Origin of the sequence: Microbispora sp. H10830 (assembly GCF_014161375.1) — a bacterium.
GTDB classification, from domain to species: Bacteria; Actinomycetota; Actinomycetes; order Streptosporangiales; family Streptosporangiaceae; genus Microbispora; species Microbispora catharanthi.
The window spans coordinates 16,588-31,011 of the sequence record NZ_JABBWX010000014.1 but is presented as its reverse complement, the minus strand read 5'-3'; the positions used below and the strand labels follow the sequence as shown (position 1 = coordinate 31,011).

15 protein-coding genes are annotated in these 14,424 nt (G+C 71.4%); 6 read left to right on the top strand and 9 right to left on the bottom strand.

The features are described 5' to 3' along the window. Positions 1 to 2: 2 nt before the first annotated feature. Both HHX35_RS30885 and HHX35_RS30880 read right to left on the bottom strand, forming a co-directional pair. Positions 3 to 593: a ClpP family protease gene (locus HHX35_RS30885; protein ID WP_139577727.1), complete on the bottom strand. Its 591-nt coding sequence runs from the start codon at positions 591 to 593 to the stop codon at positions 3 to 5. Next, on the bottom strand, positions 590 to 1,198 hold the full coding sequence (locus tag HHX35_RS30880; protein ID WP_182902195.1) for a ClpP family protease: 609 nt from the start codon (positions 1,196 to 1,198) through the stop codon (positions 590 to 592). Before HHX35_RS30880 ends, HHX35_RS30885 begins: the two co-directional genes overlap by 4 nt. A 301-nt stretch (positions 1,199 to 1,499) precedes the next feature. On the opposite strand from HHX35_RS30880, the gene HHX35_RS30875 reads away from it, so the two are divergent. The 4 genes from HHX35_RS30875 (at position 1,500) to HHX35_RS30860 (ending at position 5,266) form a co-directional block, all read left to right on the top strand. Beyond that, entirely contained in the window at positions 1,500 to 1,775 is a 276-nt protein-coding gene (locus HHX35_RS30875; RefSeq protein ID WP_139577725.1) for a StsA-related sactipeptide RiPP, read from the top strand. 83 nt (positions 1,776 to 1,858) lie between these two features. Further along, positions 1,859 to 3,331 carry a StsB family radical SAM/SPASM domain sactipeptide maturase gene (stsB, locus tag HHX35_RS30870; protein WP_396781152.1) on the top strand — a complete coding sequence of 491 codons (1,473 nt, stop codon included), beginning with the start codon at positions 1,859 to 1,861 and terminating at the stop codon, positions 3,329 to 3,331. 11 nt (positions 3,332 to 3,342) lie between these two features. After that, on the top strand, positions 3,343 to 3,654 hold the full coding sequence (locus HHX35_RS30865; RefSeq protein WP_182902194.1) for a PqqD family protein: 312 nt from the start codon (positions 3,343 to 3,345) through the stop codon (positions 3,652 to 3,654). 67 nt (positions 3,655 to 3,721) lie between these two features. After that, complete coding sequence (locus HHX35_RS30860) at positions 3,722 to 5,266, top strand: NAD(P)/FAD-dependent oxidoreductase (RefSeq protein ID WP_182902193.1); 1,545 nt, start codon at positions 3,722 to 3,724, stop codon at positions 5,264 to 5,266. A 47-nt stretch (positions 5,267 to 5,313) separates the two neighbouring features. Here HHX35_RS30860 and HHX35_RS30855 read toward each other — a convergent pair whose 3' ends face one another. The 6 genes from HHX35_RS30855 to HHX35_RS30830 form a co-directional block, all read right to left on the bottom strand. Further along, positions 5,314 to 6,348, bottom strand: coding sequence for a methyltransferase (locus tag HHX35_RS30855; protein ID WP_182902192.1), 1,035 nt, complete (start codon positions 6,346 to 6,348; stop codon positions 5,314 to 5,316). Then, entirely contained in the window at positions 6,341 to 7,606 is a 1,266-nt protein-coding gene (locus HHX35_RS30850) for a cytochrome P450 (protein WP_182902191.1), read from the bottom strand. The genes HHX35_RS30855 and HHX35_RS30850 overlap by 8 nt, the downstream gene beginning before the upstream one ends. A 162-nt stretch (positions 7,607 to 7,768) precedes the next feature. After that, positions 7,769 to 9,106: a TfuA-like protein gene (locus HHX35_RS30845; protein WP_182902190.1), complete on the bottom strand. Its 1,338-nt coding sequence runs from the start codon at positions 9,104 to 9,106 to the stop codon at positions 7,769 to 7,771. Continuing rightward, on the bottom strand, positions 9,106 to 10,269 hold the full coding sequence (locus tag HHX35_RS30840) for a YcaO-like family protein (protein WP_182902189.1): 1,164 nt from the start codon (positions 10,267 to 10,269) through the stop codon (positions 9,106 to 9,108). The genes HHX35_RS30845 and HHX35_RS30840 overlap by 1 nt, the downstream gene beginning before the upstream one ends. A gap of 92 nt (positions 10,270 to 10,361) precedes the next feature. Further along, positions 10,362 to 11,174 (bottom strand): ABC transporter permease, encoded by an 813-nt coding sequence (locus HHX35_RS30835; RefSeq protein ID WP_182902188.1) that lies wholly within the window; start codon positions 11,172 to 11,174, stop codon positions 10,362 to 10,364. A 2-nt stretch (positions 11,175 to 11,176) separates the two neighbouring features. Further along, positions 11,177 to 12,094, bottom strand: a complete 918-nt coding sequence (locus tag HHX35_RS30830; RefSeq protein ID WP_220506102.1) for an ABC transporter ATP-binding protein — start codon at positions 12,092 to 12,094, stop codon at positions 11,177 to 11,179. A 310-nt stretch (positions 12,095 to 12,404) separates the two neighbouring features. Between HHX35_RS30830 and HHX35_RS30825 the strand changes: the two genes are divergently transcribed. After that, positions 12,405 to 12,656, top strand: a complete 252-nt coding sequence (locus tag HHX35_RS30825; RefSeq protein WP_139577711.1) for a LuxR C-terminal-related transcriptional regulator — start codon at positions 12,405 to 12,407, stop codon at positions 12,654 to 12,656. 180 nt (positions 12,657 to 12,836) lie between these two features. Next, entirely contained in the window at positions 12,837 to 13,244 is a 408-nt protein-coding gene (locus tag HHX35_RS30820) for a hypothetical protein (RefSeq protein ID WP_182902187.1), read from the top strand. A gap of 321 nt (positions 13,245 to 13,565) precedes the next feature. Here the strand turns inward: HHX35_RS30820 and HHX35_RS30815 are convergent, their stop codons facing one another. Next, positions 13,566 to 14,417 carry a siderophore-interacting protein gene (locus HHX35_RS30815; protein ID WP_182902186.1) on the bottom strand — a complete coding sequence of 284 codons (852 nt, stop codon included), beginning with the start codon at positions 14,415 to 14,417 and terminating at the stop codon, positions 13,566 to 13,568. Between the last annotated feature and the right edge of the window lie 7 nt (positions 14,418 to 14,424).

Below are 14,424 nucleotides of genomic sequence, written 5' to 3'. Positions count from 1 at the left end.
CGCTACTCGCGGGTCATGATCAGCTCGTCGGCGAGGCCGTACTCGACGGCCTCGCGAGCGCTGAAGACGCGGTCCCTGTCGGTGTCCTCGCGCAGCCTTGCGACGTCGACCCCGGTGTGACGGCTGAGGATCTCCTCGGTCTGCGCGCGCACGCGCATCACCTCGGCCGCCTGCAGGGTCAGGTCGGAGATCGTGCCCTGCCCCTGCGTGGACGGCTGGTGCAGCAGCACGCGGGAGTGGCCGAGCATGAACCGCCGTCCGGGGGCGCCGGCGGCGAACAGCACCGCGGCGGCGGAGGCCGCCTGGCCCATGCAGTACGTCGCGACCTTCGCGCGGATGAACTGCATGGTGTCGTAGATCGCGAGCATCGCGGTCGACGAGCCGCCCGGGGAGTTGATGTACAGGTTGATCTCCTGGTCCGGGCTCTCCGCCTCCAGGTGCAGCAACTGTGCCATCACGACGTTGGCGACGCCGTCGTCGATCTCCGTTCCGAGGAAGATGATGCGCTCGTTGAGCAGCCGGCTGAAGATGTCGAACGACCGCTCCCCCACCGGGGTCTTCTCGACCACGTACGGGATCGTGTACTGGCTCATGACGAGAACCCCATCCGGTTGGGAACGGCGTACGGCGCGATGCTGTGGAAGGAGTCGACGATCGTGTCGATCATCCCGTAGTCGCGGGCCTGCTCCGGGGTGAACCAGCGGTCCCGGTCGCTGTCGGCGGAGATCTCCTCGATCGTGCGTCCCGTCTCCGCGGCGAGGATCTCCTCGGACTGCCGCTTCATGTACTTGAGGTTCTCGGCCTGGATCGAGATGTCGATCGCCGTGCCGCCGATGCCCGCCGACGGCTGGTGCATCATGATCCGGCTGTGCGCGAGGCTGATCCGCTTGCCGTGGGTGCCGGACGCCAGCAGCACCTGACCCATGCTCGCCGCCATCCCCAGCGCGACGGTGACCACGTCGTTCGGCACCAGCTTCATCGTGTCGTAGATCGCCAGCCCGGCCAGCACCGACCCTCCCGGCGAATTGATGTACAGGATGATGTCGCGTTCGGGATCCGCCGACGCCAGCAGCACCATCTCGGCGCACACCCGCTCGGCCATCTCGTCGTCGACCTCTCCGGTCAGCAACAGGGTCCGTTGCTGGAACAGCTTCTCGTTCAGCCGATCCCGGTAACTCGTGCTCGGTGAAACACTCATGGCGCAGTTGTATCCGCCGCAGCCCCGCGACCTGTCGCTATGTCTGCTGAGGGCAGACCGGTGGTACGCCTGGGCACGCCCACCGACCACGCCACGCTGGACCAGCCGCCGTTCGTGCCCGGCTTTCCGCGCCGAGGATCCGGACACCGTGCTGGCCCGGATGCTCGGGGACGGCGTCCCTGAGGCCTGACGACCTCGCCGCCGATCGCGGCTAGCCCACGTTTGTGGGGTTGTCTCACCCACTTCTCACCAGCACATACTCGACATACACCGCATTCCCGTCAGACAGAGAGGTGAAGGCATGGCCTTCGATCCGAGGGAAGCTCTGCGTGAAGCCGGCATCCTGAACAGCCCGCTGGCCGCCGAAGTCGAGGAGGCGTTCGCCACCTTGACCCGGGAGGAAGTCGCCCTGCTCATCTCGCTCAAGGACAAGCTCCCCGCCGCGCTGCCCGGTGTGCTGGCGCACGCCGGCGCCGGCGGCGAGTGGTCCCGGCCCGAGGTGGAGGCCCACACCGTGCCGGTCGAGGGCAAGTGCCTGTGCGGAGCCTGGTCGGGCTCCGGGTCCGGGGCGGACTAGTCAGGACGGTTTCGCGGGTGCGGCTCCGGCCGCGCGTCACCCACAGAGTCTGGGGCCGCACCTGCGGCTGAGCGTAAAGGGGAATGATGCCTGGGAAACTCGCCCGGAACCGCTCGTTGATCGACGTACCGGCAGACCTGACCTACTTCGTGCACGATGGGACGTACCTGGTCCTCAACCCGCAGGTGGGCGGCCGGATCGTCCTCGACGCGCGTGAGTTCGCCGTCCTGGCGGCCCTGGCCCGTCCCCGGGCGAGCGGGGAGCCGGCCCCCCTCGGCGAGACCGACGAGACCGGCGAGACCGAGCGGACCCTCGCCAAGCTCATCCTGAACTGCATCGTCTACTACAACGGGAACCGCCCGAAACTCAGCATCAAGGAGCCGGCGCTCCGCCAGGTGTATTACGCGATCACCGACGGCTGCAACCTCCGCTGCCCGTACTGCTACGCCTCCTCGGAGAAGTGCCTGCCCGGGGAGCTCACCACCGACGAGTCGCTCGGCCTGGTCTCCCAGGTCGCCGCCATCGGGGCGAAGACCATGATCTTCACCGGCGGCGAGCCCATGCTCCGCAAGGACCTGTTCCGGATCGTGGAGTACGCCAACGACAGCGGACTGACGTCGAACATCGTCACCAACGCCACGATGATCAGGACGCCCGCGCAGGCCAAGCGCTTCGCCGAGCTGTTCGGCATGGTCACGGTGAGCGTCGACGGCGGAACGGCCGAGACCCACGACCGCACCCGCGGCGCCGGCTCCTTCGCCCGGACCTACCGCGCGCTGCGGCTGCTCAACGACGCCGGTGTGGTGCCGCGGATCAACCACATCGTCACCTCCGACAACGTGGACGAGCTGGAGGACTTCGCGAGGTTCGCCGAGGGGCTCGAGGTCCACAGCATCCGGCTGATGTACCACAACGACCTGGGCCGGGGCGAGACCGACGAGTACGACTTCGGCTGGGAAGACCACATGCGGATCCAGCAGATCACCTGGACGTCTCCGGCCGCAGGAAAGCTGTTGCCGGACGGCCCGCGGCCGATCACGCCGTGCTCGGTGAAGGCCAACTGCGGGATGGGCGGCAACGAGATCTACATCAACTCGCTGGGCGACGTGTATCCGTGCAAGCTCGTCACCGGACGGTCGCACCACGCGGGCAACGTACGGCGGCAGCCGCTGTCGGAGATCTTCGCCGGGCCGCTCCTGCGTGGGATGCGCACCAGCACCGTGCTCGGCGGCGACTACCATGCCGACTGCGCGAAGTGCTACATCAAGGCGTCCTGCGGCGGCGGATGCCGGGCCGCGCACATGGCGGAGTCCGGGGACCTGCGGCGCAACAGCCGCCACCAGTGCCGGATCCTGCGGCACGGCATCGCCACGCAGCTGTGGCTCGAGGCCGGTGTCAGCCCGGCGGAGCTCGCCGCCGACGAGCGCGAGATGACGACACCCCGCCTGGTCGTCGACGGCGACGTCCATCCCGTCTTCGACGACTGGAAGACCTATGTTCCCCCCTCGCGCGGCACCGTCAGGGTCGGCGAGTTGCTTCCCATCACGCCGGTATAGAGGAGGTCGATGTGTCACTGCGGATCAGTGAGGCCGTGATCTGGCAGGAGACCGGGGAGGGCGTCTCGCTCTACAACACCGAAACGGGCGACTTCCACAGCCTGAACGACACCGGCTCCCGGATATGGAGGCTGGTGGCGAGCGACGGCGAACGGGAGCCGGTCATGTTCAAGCTGTCCCGCGAGTTCGCAGGCAGCAACTCCGCGATGAGCAGGCGCATCGTGGACGACGTCGAGGAGTTCATCGGCGCGATGATCGAGCAGGGCCTCATCGAGGAGACCCCGGCCGAGGAGCCCGCGGTCAAGGAAGAGTCGCTGTCGTGACGCGTTCGCGGGCCCCGCGTCCACCGGTCGCGTGTCCGCCGGTCGCACGTCCGCCTGGCCTCGCCCGATGAGCAGGGCGGTCGTCCTCGGCGGTGGCCTCGCGGGCGTGCTCGCCGCGACTGTGCTCGCCGGGCACGCGGACGAGGTGGTGCTGATCGAAGGCGACCGCTACCCGTCCGGTCCGCGCCCGCGGCGGGGGCTGCCCCAGTCGCACCACAGTCACGTGCTCGTGGCCGGCGGCGCGCGGGCGCTGGACGCGTTGCTGCCCGGAACGGTCGACGCCCTGCTCGCGAACGGCGCCCACCTGCGGGGCCTGCCCGGCGACGCCCTCATCTACTCCGCCGACGGCTGGTTTCGCCGTCTCCACACCGACGCCCACCTGATCTCCTGCACCCGTGGACTGCTGGACCAGGTGGTGCGGCGGCGGGCGCTCGGCGGCGGCGACGTCGAGGTCTGGGAGGACACGCGGGCGCTCGGGCTCACCGGAGACGAGGCCCGGATCACCGGCGTCTCGGTCAGCCGGCGGGGCGCCCCGCCCGAGACCGTACGCGCGGACCTCGTCGTCGACGCGACGGGACGCCGCTCGCAGTCGCCCCGGTGGCTCGCCCAGATCGGTGCCGGGGACGTCGAGGAGGTGTCGGTCGCCACCGGGCTGGCCTACGCGACGCGCCTCTACCAGGCGCCCGGCGACCTGGCCGCCGCGATCCCGGCGATCATGCTGCACCCGGGGACGGCGAAGGGGCAGCCGGCGCGGGGGGCGACGTTGTTCCCCGTCGAGGACGGCCGGTGGATCGTGACGCTGACCGGCACCCGGGGCGGCGAGCCGCCGACGGACGAGCAGGGCTTCACGGCCTTCGCGCGCTCGCTGCGCCACCCGATCGTGGCGGACCTCATGGCGGAGGCCACCCCCCTCGGCGTCGTCCGGCCGTACCGCGACACCGTCAACAGGAGGCGGTTCTTCGAGCGGGCTCGCCTGCCCGCCGGTTTCGCCGTCGTCGGCGACGCGGCCGTCGCGGTGAATCCCGTCCACTCGCACGGGATGTCGGTCGCCGCGCTCGGCGCGCTCCGGCTGCGCGAGGAGCTGGCACGGCACGGGCTCGGCCCGTCCCTGTTCGCCGGGCTCCAGGCCGCCCTCGCGGCCGAGGCCGAGCGGTCCTGGCGGATGGCGATCGAGCAGGACGGAGAGCGGGTCACAGAGCGGGCCGGGGAGGGGGTCACGGAGCGGGCCGGGGAGGGGGTCACGGAGCGGGCCGGGGAGGGGGTCACAGAGCGGGCCGGCCTCGACGGTGCGCCGCGACGGGAGCCCAACGCGTTCGAACGCGAGATCCGCGCCCGCCTGGCCCAGGCGAAGCTGAGCAGCCCGCGGCTCGCCGCCGACTTCTTCGGCGTCCAGACGTTGATCTCCGGCGACACCGCGACGGACAGGTCGGAGATCGCCCGGGTGCTGACCGGGCGGCCGGAGCCCCTTCTCACCGGTGAGGAGGCGATCGGGCAGTACCCGGCCCTGGCCGCGTGGCGGCGCTCGCGGTTCGCCGCCGCGACCCAGCTGAGTCCGCACCCGCTGAACTCCGTCGCTGAAAGCCCGCACCCGCTGAAAGCCCGCGCCCGCTGAAAGCCGTGCCCGCCTCACGGGTTCACAGCGCGGTCCGGGGGCGGAGCTCAGGCCGGCTTCGCGACGAGGGCCCGGATCGCCGAGCCCCCCAGCGGGGGCGTGACCTCGGCCGGCTCGAAGCCGGCCGCGGCGAACAGGTCCCGGAACTCGGTCATGCCGCGTTCCCGGCCGCCGGTGTAGACGAGCATGGCGATGTCGCTCATGACGGCCCCCGCCGCCTCCGGCGTGCCCAGGCCGGACGGCATGACCGGCTCCAGCACGAGCAGGCGGCCGTCCGCCGCTATAGACCTGCGGCAACTGCGCAGAAGAGCGATGCAGCGCCGGTCGTCCCAGTCGTGCAGGACGCCCTTCACCAGCATGACGTCGCCCTCGGGCACCGCCTCGAAGAAGTCGCCGGCCTCGATGGAGCACCGGTCGGACAGCCCCGCCCGCCGGAGCTCCTCTGCGGCGCCCGCGACCCCCTCGGCGGTGTCGAACAGGATTCCCTTGATGCCCGGGGTCGCGGCCAGCACCGCGACCAGCAGCGATCCGTTCCCGCCGCCGACGTCGACCACGGTGTGGGCGCCGGTGAAGTCGTACGCCCTGGGGAGCGCGGGCGCGATCTGTTCTGTGCCCTCGCGCATCGCCCTGTTGAACACCGCCGACAGCTCCGGGTGGCGGGCGAGGTGGTCGAACAGCGGCCTGCCGTGCACGTGGTCCCACGCCGCCTCACCGGTCCGGACGCTGTGGGTCAGCGCCCCCCACGCCCGCCAGGTGTCGGGGTCGCCGAGCAGCAGGAGGCTGGAGCGCATCGACCACGGGTGGTCGGCGCGCAGCGGCTGCCCCTGCTCCGTCAGCCCGAACCACCCGGGCTCCCCCTCCTCCGCCACGCCCAGCACCACCAGCGCGCGCAGCAGCCGGCCCAGCGCGCGCGGGTCCGATTCGGTCGCCTCGGCGAGCCGCGTCACCGGTACGTCCCCCTGCGCCAGCAGATCCGGCACGCCGAGCCGGACGGCCGCGTAGAGGATCTGCGAGGACGCGTAGCCGAAGGCCATCCGGGACAGGTTCGCGTACCCCGCGAGGCCTCGCGCTCGGTCACTCATGGGCCGGCTCCTTTCGGCGTCTGACAGGTGTCTGGCGAGCGCGCAAACGCAGGGGGAGGCGGCGCACCCCGTGCAGGAACAGGTCGGGCGTCCACTCGAGGTCGGCGGGATCGACCGCCAGGGCGATCTCGGGGAAGCGGCGCACCAGCGCGCCGATCGCGGCCGCGGCCTGCAGCCGCGCCAGCGCCGCGCCGAGGCAGAAGTGGACGCCGTGGCCGAAGCCCAGGTGGCGGTTCGGGCTGCGGCCGATGTCGAAGACGTCCGGCCGGGGAAAGACCGCCGGGTCGCGGTTGGCCGCCAGCAGCACCGGCACCACGATGTCCCCGCGGGGGATCACGGTCCCGCCGATCTCGACGTCGGCGAGGGCGTACAGCGGCCGGGAGTGCCCGACCGGGCCGTTGTACCGCAGCGCCTCCTCGACCATCGACCCAATCAGCTCCGGGCGCACGCGCAGCCGCTCAAGCTCGCGTGGGTGCCGCAGCAGCTCCAGCACGCCGTTCCCGATCAGGTTGACCGTCGTCTCGTCCCCGGCGAGCAGCAGCTGGAACACGCTGGAGATCAGTTCGACGCGGCTGATCCCACCCGCCCGCTCCGCCTCGGCGAGCCGGGACAGCAGGTCCTCCCCCCGGTGCGCCCGCCGCTCGTCGATCCTCTCGTTGGCGTACGCCATGAACTCCATGCCGGCGCGGCGCACCCGGAGCGGATCCCCGCTGCCCACGATCTCGTCGCTCCACCCGCGCAGCCGGGCGCGGTCCTCGAAGGGCAGGCCGAGCAGCTCGGCGACGACCAGGATCGGCAGCGGCAGCGCCAGGTCCCGGATCAGGTCGGCCCCGCCTCCGGCGGCCGCCATGCCGTCCACCAGTTCGCCGGCGACCCGGTGGACGTGCCGCTCCAGCACGGCCACCGTACGGGTGCCGAAGGCCGGCGCCATCAGCCGGCGTATACGGGTGTGGTCGGGCGGGTCGAGATGGAACACGTTGCGCCGCAGCATGGCCAGCGGGTCGCGGCTCTCCGCCCGGCGGTGCGGCGCGGCGAGATCGGGGGGCAGCCGGTCGAGCTGACGCCCGACGTCCGGGTCGAGCAGCGCGCGCTGCACGTCGGCGTACCGCGTCAGGTACCACAGCACCCGGCCGCTCGCCGGGCTCACGTACCGGTAGACCGGCGCGTGCTCGCGCATGCGGTGGAACAGCGGGTGGGGGTTCGGACGATGCCGCGCGGCGGCCGGGTCGAACGGCTGCTCGAGCGTGGTCGCGGTCATGGCCCTCTCCTCGCGGGGCGCGCCGACGGTTCTGGACACGGCCGTGCGCCGGGGCGCACCCGGCCGGCGTCAGCGGCTCCCGTGCTCATGGTCGCGCTCCCCTCCTCATTCGCCACGCAGGCGGCCTCGTCCCTCGGCCCACCGCTCCGCTCACTCGTCGGCTCACCGCTCGGCGGCACGCGCGTTCTGGACGTAGAGGGCGAAGAACCTCCTGACGGTGTGTCCCAGCTCCTGCATGCCGGTGAAGCCCCGCCGGGCCAACTCCACCTCCGCCGAGGTCCCCTTGCGGTGCCAGTGGCGCAGGAAGATCTTCGCGCAGATCTCCGGCGGCGGGACGGCGAGCCTGCCGCGGGTCCGCTCCGCCGCCTCGTCGGCGCGGGCGACGATATCGGCCCACTCGTGCCAGTGGACCGACTCCCTGACCCGTTCCAGGACGACCGGCCTCCAGTCCTCCGACTGCCAGATCGGCCAGACCCGCACCATGACCAGCCGCAGCTGCTCGGCGACCGGCAGGGCGGCGAGCTCCGTTTCCGTGAGCCACGACGCGAGGGCGGGCGGCAGGGCGGCGGGCTCGGCGACCCCGAGCCCGGCACGGGCGTACGCCTCCAGGCCGAGGCCTTGAGCCGCGGCGAAGTCCGTCAGCAGGCCGATCAGCGCCTCCTCGTGCAGGCGGGGGTAGTCGTCGCCGAACAGCCGCCCCGCGTTCACGACGTCGAGATCGGTCATCCACCTGCCGGGCGCGTACTCACGCCTCGACCGCCATTTGAGCGCCTCGTAGTGGGTGATCCCCGTCAGCGCCGTGTCGGCCGCCCAGTCCGCGGACCTCTCGCCGCGGCGCTCGCCGACCGCCCGCAGCGCCGCCATCGCGTCCAGCCGCTTGACGTCCCACTCGCCCGTGCCGATCCGCCGCTCCAGCGTGCCGAGATGGCCGCGGTCGCCGGAGTCGGCCGCCGCGTCCAGCTCGCGCCAGGTCCGCCGCATGAAGGGCAGCGCCTTCGCGGCCCGCACGATCCGCTCCCCTGCCACCGCCGGGATCAGGCCCGTCCGCGCGCCCTCGCGACAGCCGTACCGGATGTTGACCAGCGCCACCGTCCCGGCCGGGTATCCCCGCTCGGCCGGTCCGTGCACCACGGCGACCTCGTCGTCCCCGTCGACCTCGCCGGTCGCGTACATGTCGAACACGGTCCCTGCGCCGCTCATGCCGTACGGGCTCAGCTCCGCCGCGCGCAACGCTCCCATGCTGGCCGCCCCGATGACGTGGACGCCCTCGTCGAGCAGCCAGAGGATCTCCTTGTGGCCCACCGACAGCCGCTCGCGGTAGTAGCCGTCGATGATGACGGCGGTGTCGTCCGGGCTCCAGGTCTCGGCGAGGAGGTCGCCCCGGGCCACGGGCGGCCGTACCCGCGCCTGTGGCATGACGCTCAGGACCTCGTCACGGGAGATCGTCGGGCCGGTGTAGACGACCACGTTCGGCGAGCTCATCAGAACACCCTCGCTCATCAAAAGACCTCTGGGCATACGCGGCTCCCCGGCGCCAGCACCCTGACGACCGGGACTCCGATGTCCTCCCTCGTCAGGTCGACGACGAGGGGCGCGTGCGAGAAGGCGACCGCGGCGCGTTTCACCACGTCCTCCAGGTCGTCGACCAGGCTCTCGTGCGCGTGCATGGGCGATATCGGCGCTCCGGCCTCCTGCGCCGGCTCCGGCCGGCGCTTGGCGGCCAGGTCGTCCTGGATGTCGGGCCGCAGGTCGTCACGCGCGCCCGAGACGTAGCCCAGCCTGGCCTGCGCGGCCTCGGTGAGGGCGCGGCTGAGCGCGATCTCCGAGCTCAGATGGCAGCCGAAACCCAGGAACGGCGGAGGATAGTCGTCGCAGGTGATCCGGGCGACGAAGCACGGCAGCCCGGTGGGCGAGGTCAGGGACCTCGCTTCCAGGCGGACCCCGGCCCGCTCCATGGTCACGCACAGGTCGTCGACGACCGGCGACCCGAGCGAGCGCGGGTCGACCCGGACACCCCGGTCGCCGCCGGTCACGAAGCCCGTCACCGCGTCCCGCTCGATCACCTCGTACAACGCGTGCAGGACGGCCTCCGCCTGCGTGTTCCCGCTGGCCAGGCCATTGGTCGAGGAGAAGAACGCCGGCGGGTTCCAGCCCGTCCTGCGCACGAGGGTGAACTCCACCACGTCCCTCGGCACGAGGGCCTGCGACCCGTCGACCAGCGACTTGGCGGCGACCCAGACCACCGGCAGGCCGTCGTGCAGCAGGGTCGGCGTGCACAGCGGCAGAGCGTGGACGTCGTAGCCCAGCTTCCCGGCCACCTCGCGGGGGGAGGCCGTCGTGACCGGCCGCATGGGCTGCTCCGCGTGCCAGAGCTCGATGGCCTCCATCATCGCCGACAGCTTCGCCAGGTCGGGGGTGACGCCCTTGCCCTGGGAGACGGCGAGGGTCCGGGCGGTTGGCCTTATCGCCTGGAACGTCGGGATGCCCAGGGTGTCGAGCATCGTGATGTCCGCGACCCGGGTGACCCCGGCCCTGCGCGCGGCACGGCCGGCCATCTCCAGCGAGGCGGCAGGGTCCCGGGCCCGGTCCGTCCCCGGCAACCGGACCTTCGACTGGTCGGAAAGGGAGAGGATCCATGAGTGGGAGGAGGTGTCTGTCCGCATCGTCCCCTTGCCCTGGTCGAGGTGAGGTGCCGGGATCGAGCCGGCGGGGTCGGATGGTGCGCTCAGATGTTGCCGGCTCGGATGTTCCTGGCTCAGATGTTGCCGGCGCGGTTGAGCAGGGCCCGGCCACCCACGGCGTAGCCGACGACCGCCATGACCGCCAGCACGAGCAGGTCCACCCATGCCTCGCCGAAACCGAAGACCGCGGCGTCCCGCATGCCGTTGATCGCGTACGTCAGCGGGTTGACCACGGAGATCCACTGCAGCACGGTGGGCATGCTCTCGGTGGTGTACATCGACGGGGCGCTGAAGACGAGAACGGGCATCGACACGTTCGACAGCACCATGAAGGCCTGGTAGTCCGTGATCGTGATCGCGGCCGCCAGGTACAGCCCGTTGAGGGCCAGAGCCGACAGCGTGAGCGCCGTCAGCAGCCCGAACCAGTTCTCCGGGCCGAACGGAAGGTTGAACATGATCGCCGCGACGGCGAGGCCCAGCAGGGTCTGCCCCAGCACGAGCGACACTCCGGCGATCATCTTGCCGAGCAGGAAGCGCGACCTGCGCATGGGGTACGACCACAACTGCGTGGCCACCCCGCTCATCTCCTCCTGGAACACGGCCATCGCGGACGTGCCCGCCGCGCTGACGACCGACATCGCCAGCGTCATGGGGAGCAGGAAGACCGCGAACCCCACGCTGACGCCCTTGTAGTCGACGACCCTGACGAGGTTGCTCAGCGAGGTGTTCACCAGCAGCAGGTACACCAGCATCGGCGTCAGGCCGAGGATGAGGTAGACCCGGTTGCGAGCCAGTAGCGCGTACTCCCGGTAGAGCACCGCGGACAGGTCCGCCGCCCTCGCGGTCCGGGCGGGGGGCGCGGTGTGGAAGTGCAGCCCGGCGGCCATCGTCAGCCCTCGTTCCCGGTCATCCGGAGGAAGACCTCCTCAAGCGAGTCCACGGCGGTCGACACTCCGGTGATCGCGATCGCGTGGTCCTGGCAGTATCGGGACAGCTCCGGCAGCACGTCGCGCGCGTTCGCGTCGTCGATGCGCACCTCGTCGTCCTCGGCCTTGGCCCGCAGCCCCGTGGACTCCGCCCAGGCGGCCACGAGACCGCCAGAGGCGGGGTCCTCGACGGTCACCAGCAGGTGGGTGCTGCCGAACTCCTCCACGAGTTCGCGCGGCTTGGCGAAGCGCAGCACCTTCCCGCGGTCGATGACGAGGACGCGTTGGCTGTTGCGCTCCAGTTCGTCGATGTGGTGGCTGGTCCACAGCACGGTCACGCCGTGCTCCTCGCGCAGCCACGTCACGAAGCGCTCGACCTGGCGCCGCCCCGCGACGTCCAGGCCGGCGGAGGGCTCGTCGAGGATGAGCAGCTGCGGGATGGTGAGCAGCGCCCGCACCAGTTGCAACCGCTGCCGCTGGCCGCCCGACATCTGGAAGACCAGGCGCTGCATCGCACCGGTGAGGCCGAGGAAGTCCGCCACCTCCAACGCCCACGGCCGCACGTCGCGCCACCGCAGCCCGCGGAACCGGGCGGCGATCCGCAGGTTGTCGAGCGCCGGCAGCATCATGTCGAACGGACCGGTCTGGTGCATCGCCCCGATGCCGCTCTTCGCGAGGACGGGCTGGCGCACCGGATCGGCGTCGAAGACCCGGATCTCACCGGAGGTGGGGGTGGTGACTCCGCAGATCATTTTGATCAGTGTCGTCTTGCCGGCGCCGTTGGGGCCCAGGAGTCCGACGGTCTCCCCCTCGGCGATCTCGAAGGAGACGTCGTCCACGGCCGGTCTCTCGCTGCCTCGATAGCGTTTGGTGAGCCCCACGGCCGTCACGACATCTCTCAACACAGCCTGCCCTTCACTTCGCCCTCCCGCTGTCGGTCTGCTCCCGAGCGATGTGAGCGGCTCTCCGCTCGTCCCCGGCCTGACCGGAACGCGTCGCAGGTCGAGTATGAGCCGGGGACGAGCAGGTAACACAACCCCACAAACGTGGGCTACCGGCGTGGCCGAGAGGACCATAACCGGGGCCATGGTCAAGCCATACCGATCGTTAAGCGCCCCTTTCTAGGGTCGCGCAAAAGGGACCCCTACCAGGCTCCCTTCAGTCGAACGGCGATCCGACCCGGGACTGCACATGGACCTTGTTTCCGACGGCCTGATAAATGATCGCGACAGGTGGCTGATCGTCATGCTGGCCAGGGGCTATACGACGACGAGGATCGCCCGCGAGATGCACCTCAGCCGGTACACCGTGGCGGAGCGCATCAGCAAGCTGCTCGTCCAGTTCGCGTGCAGCAACCGCAGTCAGCTCGTGGCCTACTTCTACGCGCACCGGCTCCTGAACGTCGGCATCTGGCCGCCCAGCGTCTCCGGCGTCGTCGGGTAGGCCGGGTCGCCCGTCCACGCGCGGAGGGGGGAAGGCCGGCGCGGCGCACGTCCACGGGCGGGCAGGAGGAGGCCGACGCGGTGCATCCCTGCCCGGGCGCGGTGAACCCCCGCCCGGTCACCGTGCCGGGCTCGGTGCTCCGGGCCGCGTCATCGGCCGGATGCCGTCGCCTCACGTGAGGTGCCGGCTGACGGCGACACGGGCGACACGGGCGACACGGGCGCCGACGGCGTGGCCGAGTTCGCCGCCGACCCCGTGGCCGACCCCGTGGCCGATCCCGTGGCTGCTTTCGTGGCCGAGGCGGACGGCTGCGGCGAGGCGTTCGCGACGGGCGTCGCCGTGTCCGGCGCTCCGGCGGAGATGAAGACCAGCACCCCGGTCGCGACGGCCACCACCGCCACGACCGCGGCGGTGGCGTACGTCACCCTGCGCGTCAGCCGTCTGCGCTCCTCGCGCCGCATGGCTTCCTCGCGCCGCATGGCGGCGCGCATGCGCTTCACCTTTCGCTGTGACATGGGCACTCCCGAGACCGCTCCCCGAGACATCGTCGGGCGTCACCATAGCCGCGAGCGCGTAACGCGGATCTAAAACAGCCCGGCACCGCGTGCACCCGCCTGATGTGTCCCCGTTCGCCGCGCCCGCCATGTGGCCGGTAGTGTCCGCCTCCGGACGCCGGTGCGGCGGCACAGGCCATCGGCCGCCACCCCGACGTCCGCGCGCTCGAACGCGCCGGGTCCGAGGCGCCCTGGATGCTCGCGACTCTGTACGCGGTCGCCTACGCACCGATCCTGCGCGACGCCGGCTCTTCATGAGAGGGCCGATCTTCCGGGCATCGGTTTCCCGCTGACGCCGGTTGTCCTCTGTTTGCCCTTCGGGTGCTTGCGCGAAGACCGGGCCGCGTGGCCGTTGTCAGCCGCCGAGGGCGGCGGACTCCTCTTCCTCCATGCTGCGGTTCCACTCCCGCTTGGAGGACTGCCAGCCGTCCTCGTCACGTCCCCGCCGCCAGTAGCCGGAAATCGACAACGACTCCAGCGGCAGGCCGCGCTCCACCCGCAGGTATCGCCGCAGTTCCTTGACGAAGTTCGCCTCGCCGTGGACGAAGGCGTGCACGACGCCCTCGGGGAACTCCAGCTCCCGCACCGCTCGCACCAGCGCCTCGCCCACCTGCGCGCCGCGGCGGTGCAGCCACACGATCTCCGCATCGCCCCCTGTCTGCAGCTTCTGCTCCTCCTCCGGGCCCTCCACCTCCACGAACACCCGGGCGGGCGTCCCTGCGGGGAGCCGCTCCAGTGCGGCGCCGATCGCCGGGAGCGCACTCTCGTCCCCGGCCAGCAGGTGCCAGTCCGCCTCCGCGCTCGGCGCGTACGCCCCGCCGGGGCCCAGGAAGTGGATCACGTCGCCCGGCCGGGCGCGCAGCGCCCAGGGCCCGGCCAGTCCCTCGTCCCCGTGGTAGACGAAGTCGATGGTCAGCTCCCGCGCCTCCGGGTCCCAGGCCCGGACGGTGTAGGTCCGGGTCTTCGGCCACTGGTCGCGGGGCAACTCGGCCCGGATCACCGCCATGTCGAACGGCTCCGGATAGGCCGCTCCCGGCAGCGGGAACAGCAGCTTCACGTAGTGGTCGGTGAACTCGCCCGCCTCGAAACCGGCGAGCCCCTCACCGCCGAGCACCACCCGGATCATGTGCGGGGTCAGCCGCTCGGTGCGCTCCACCACGCCGGTGGTCGCCCGGGGTGCGCGCCGTGCCGGTTCGGTCGTCGCCATAAATGGT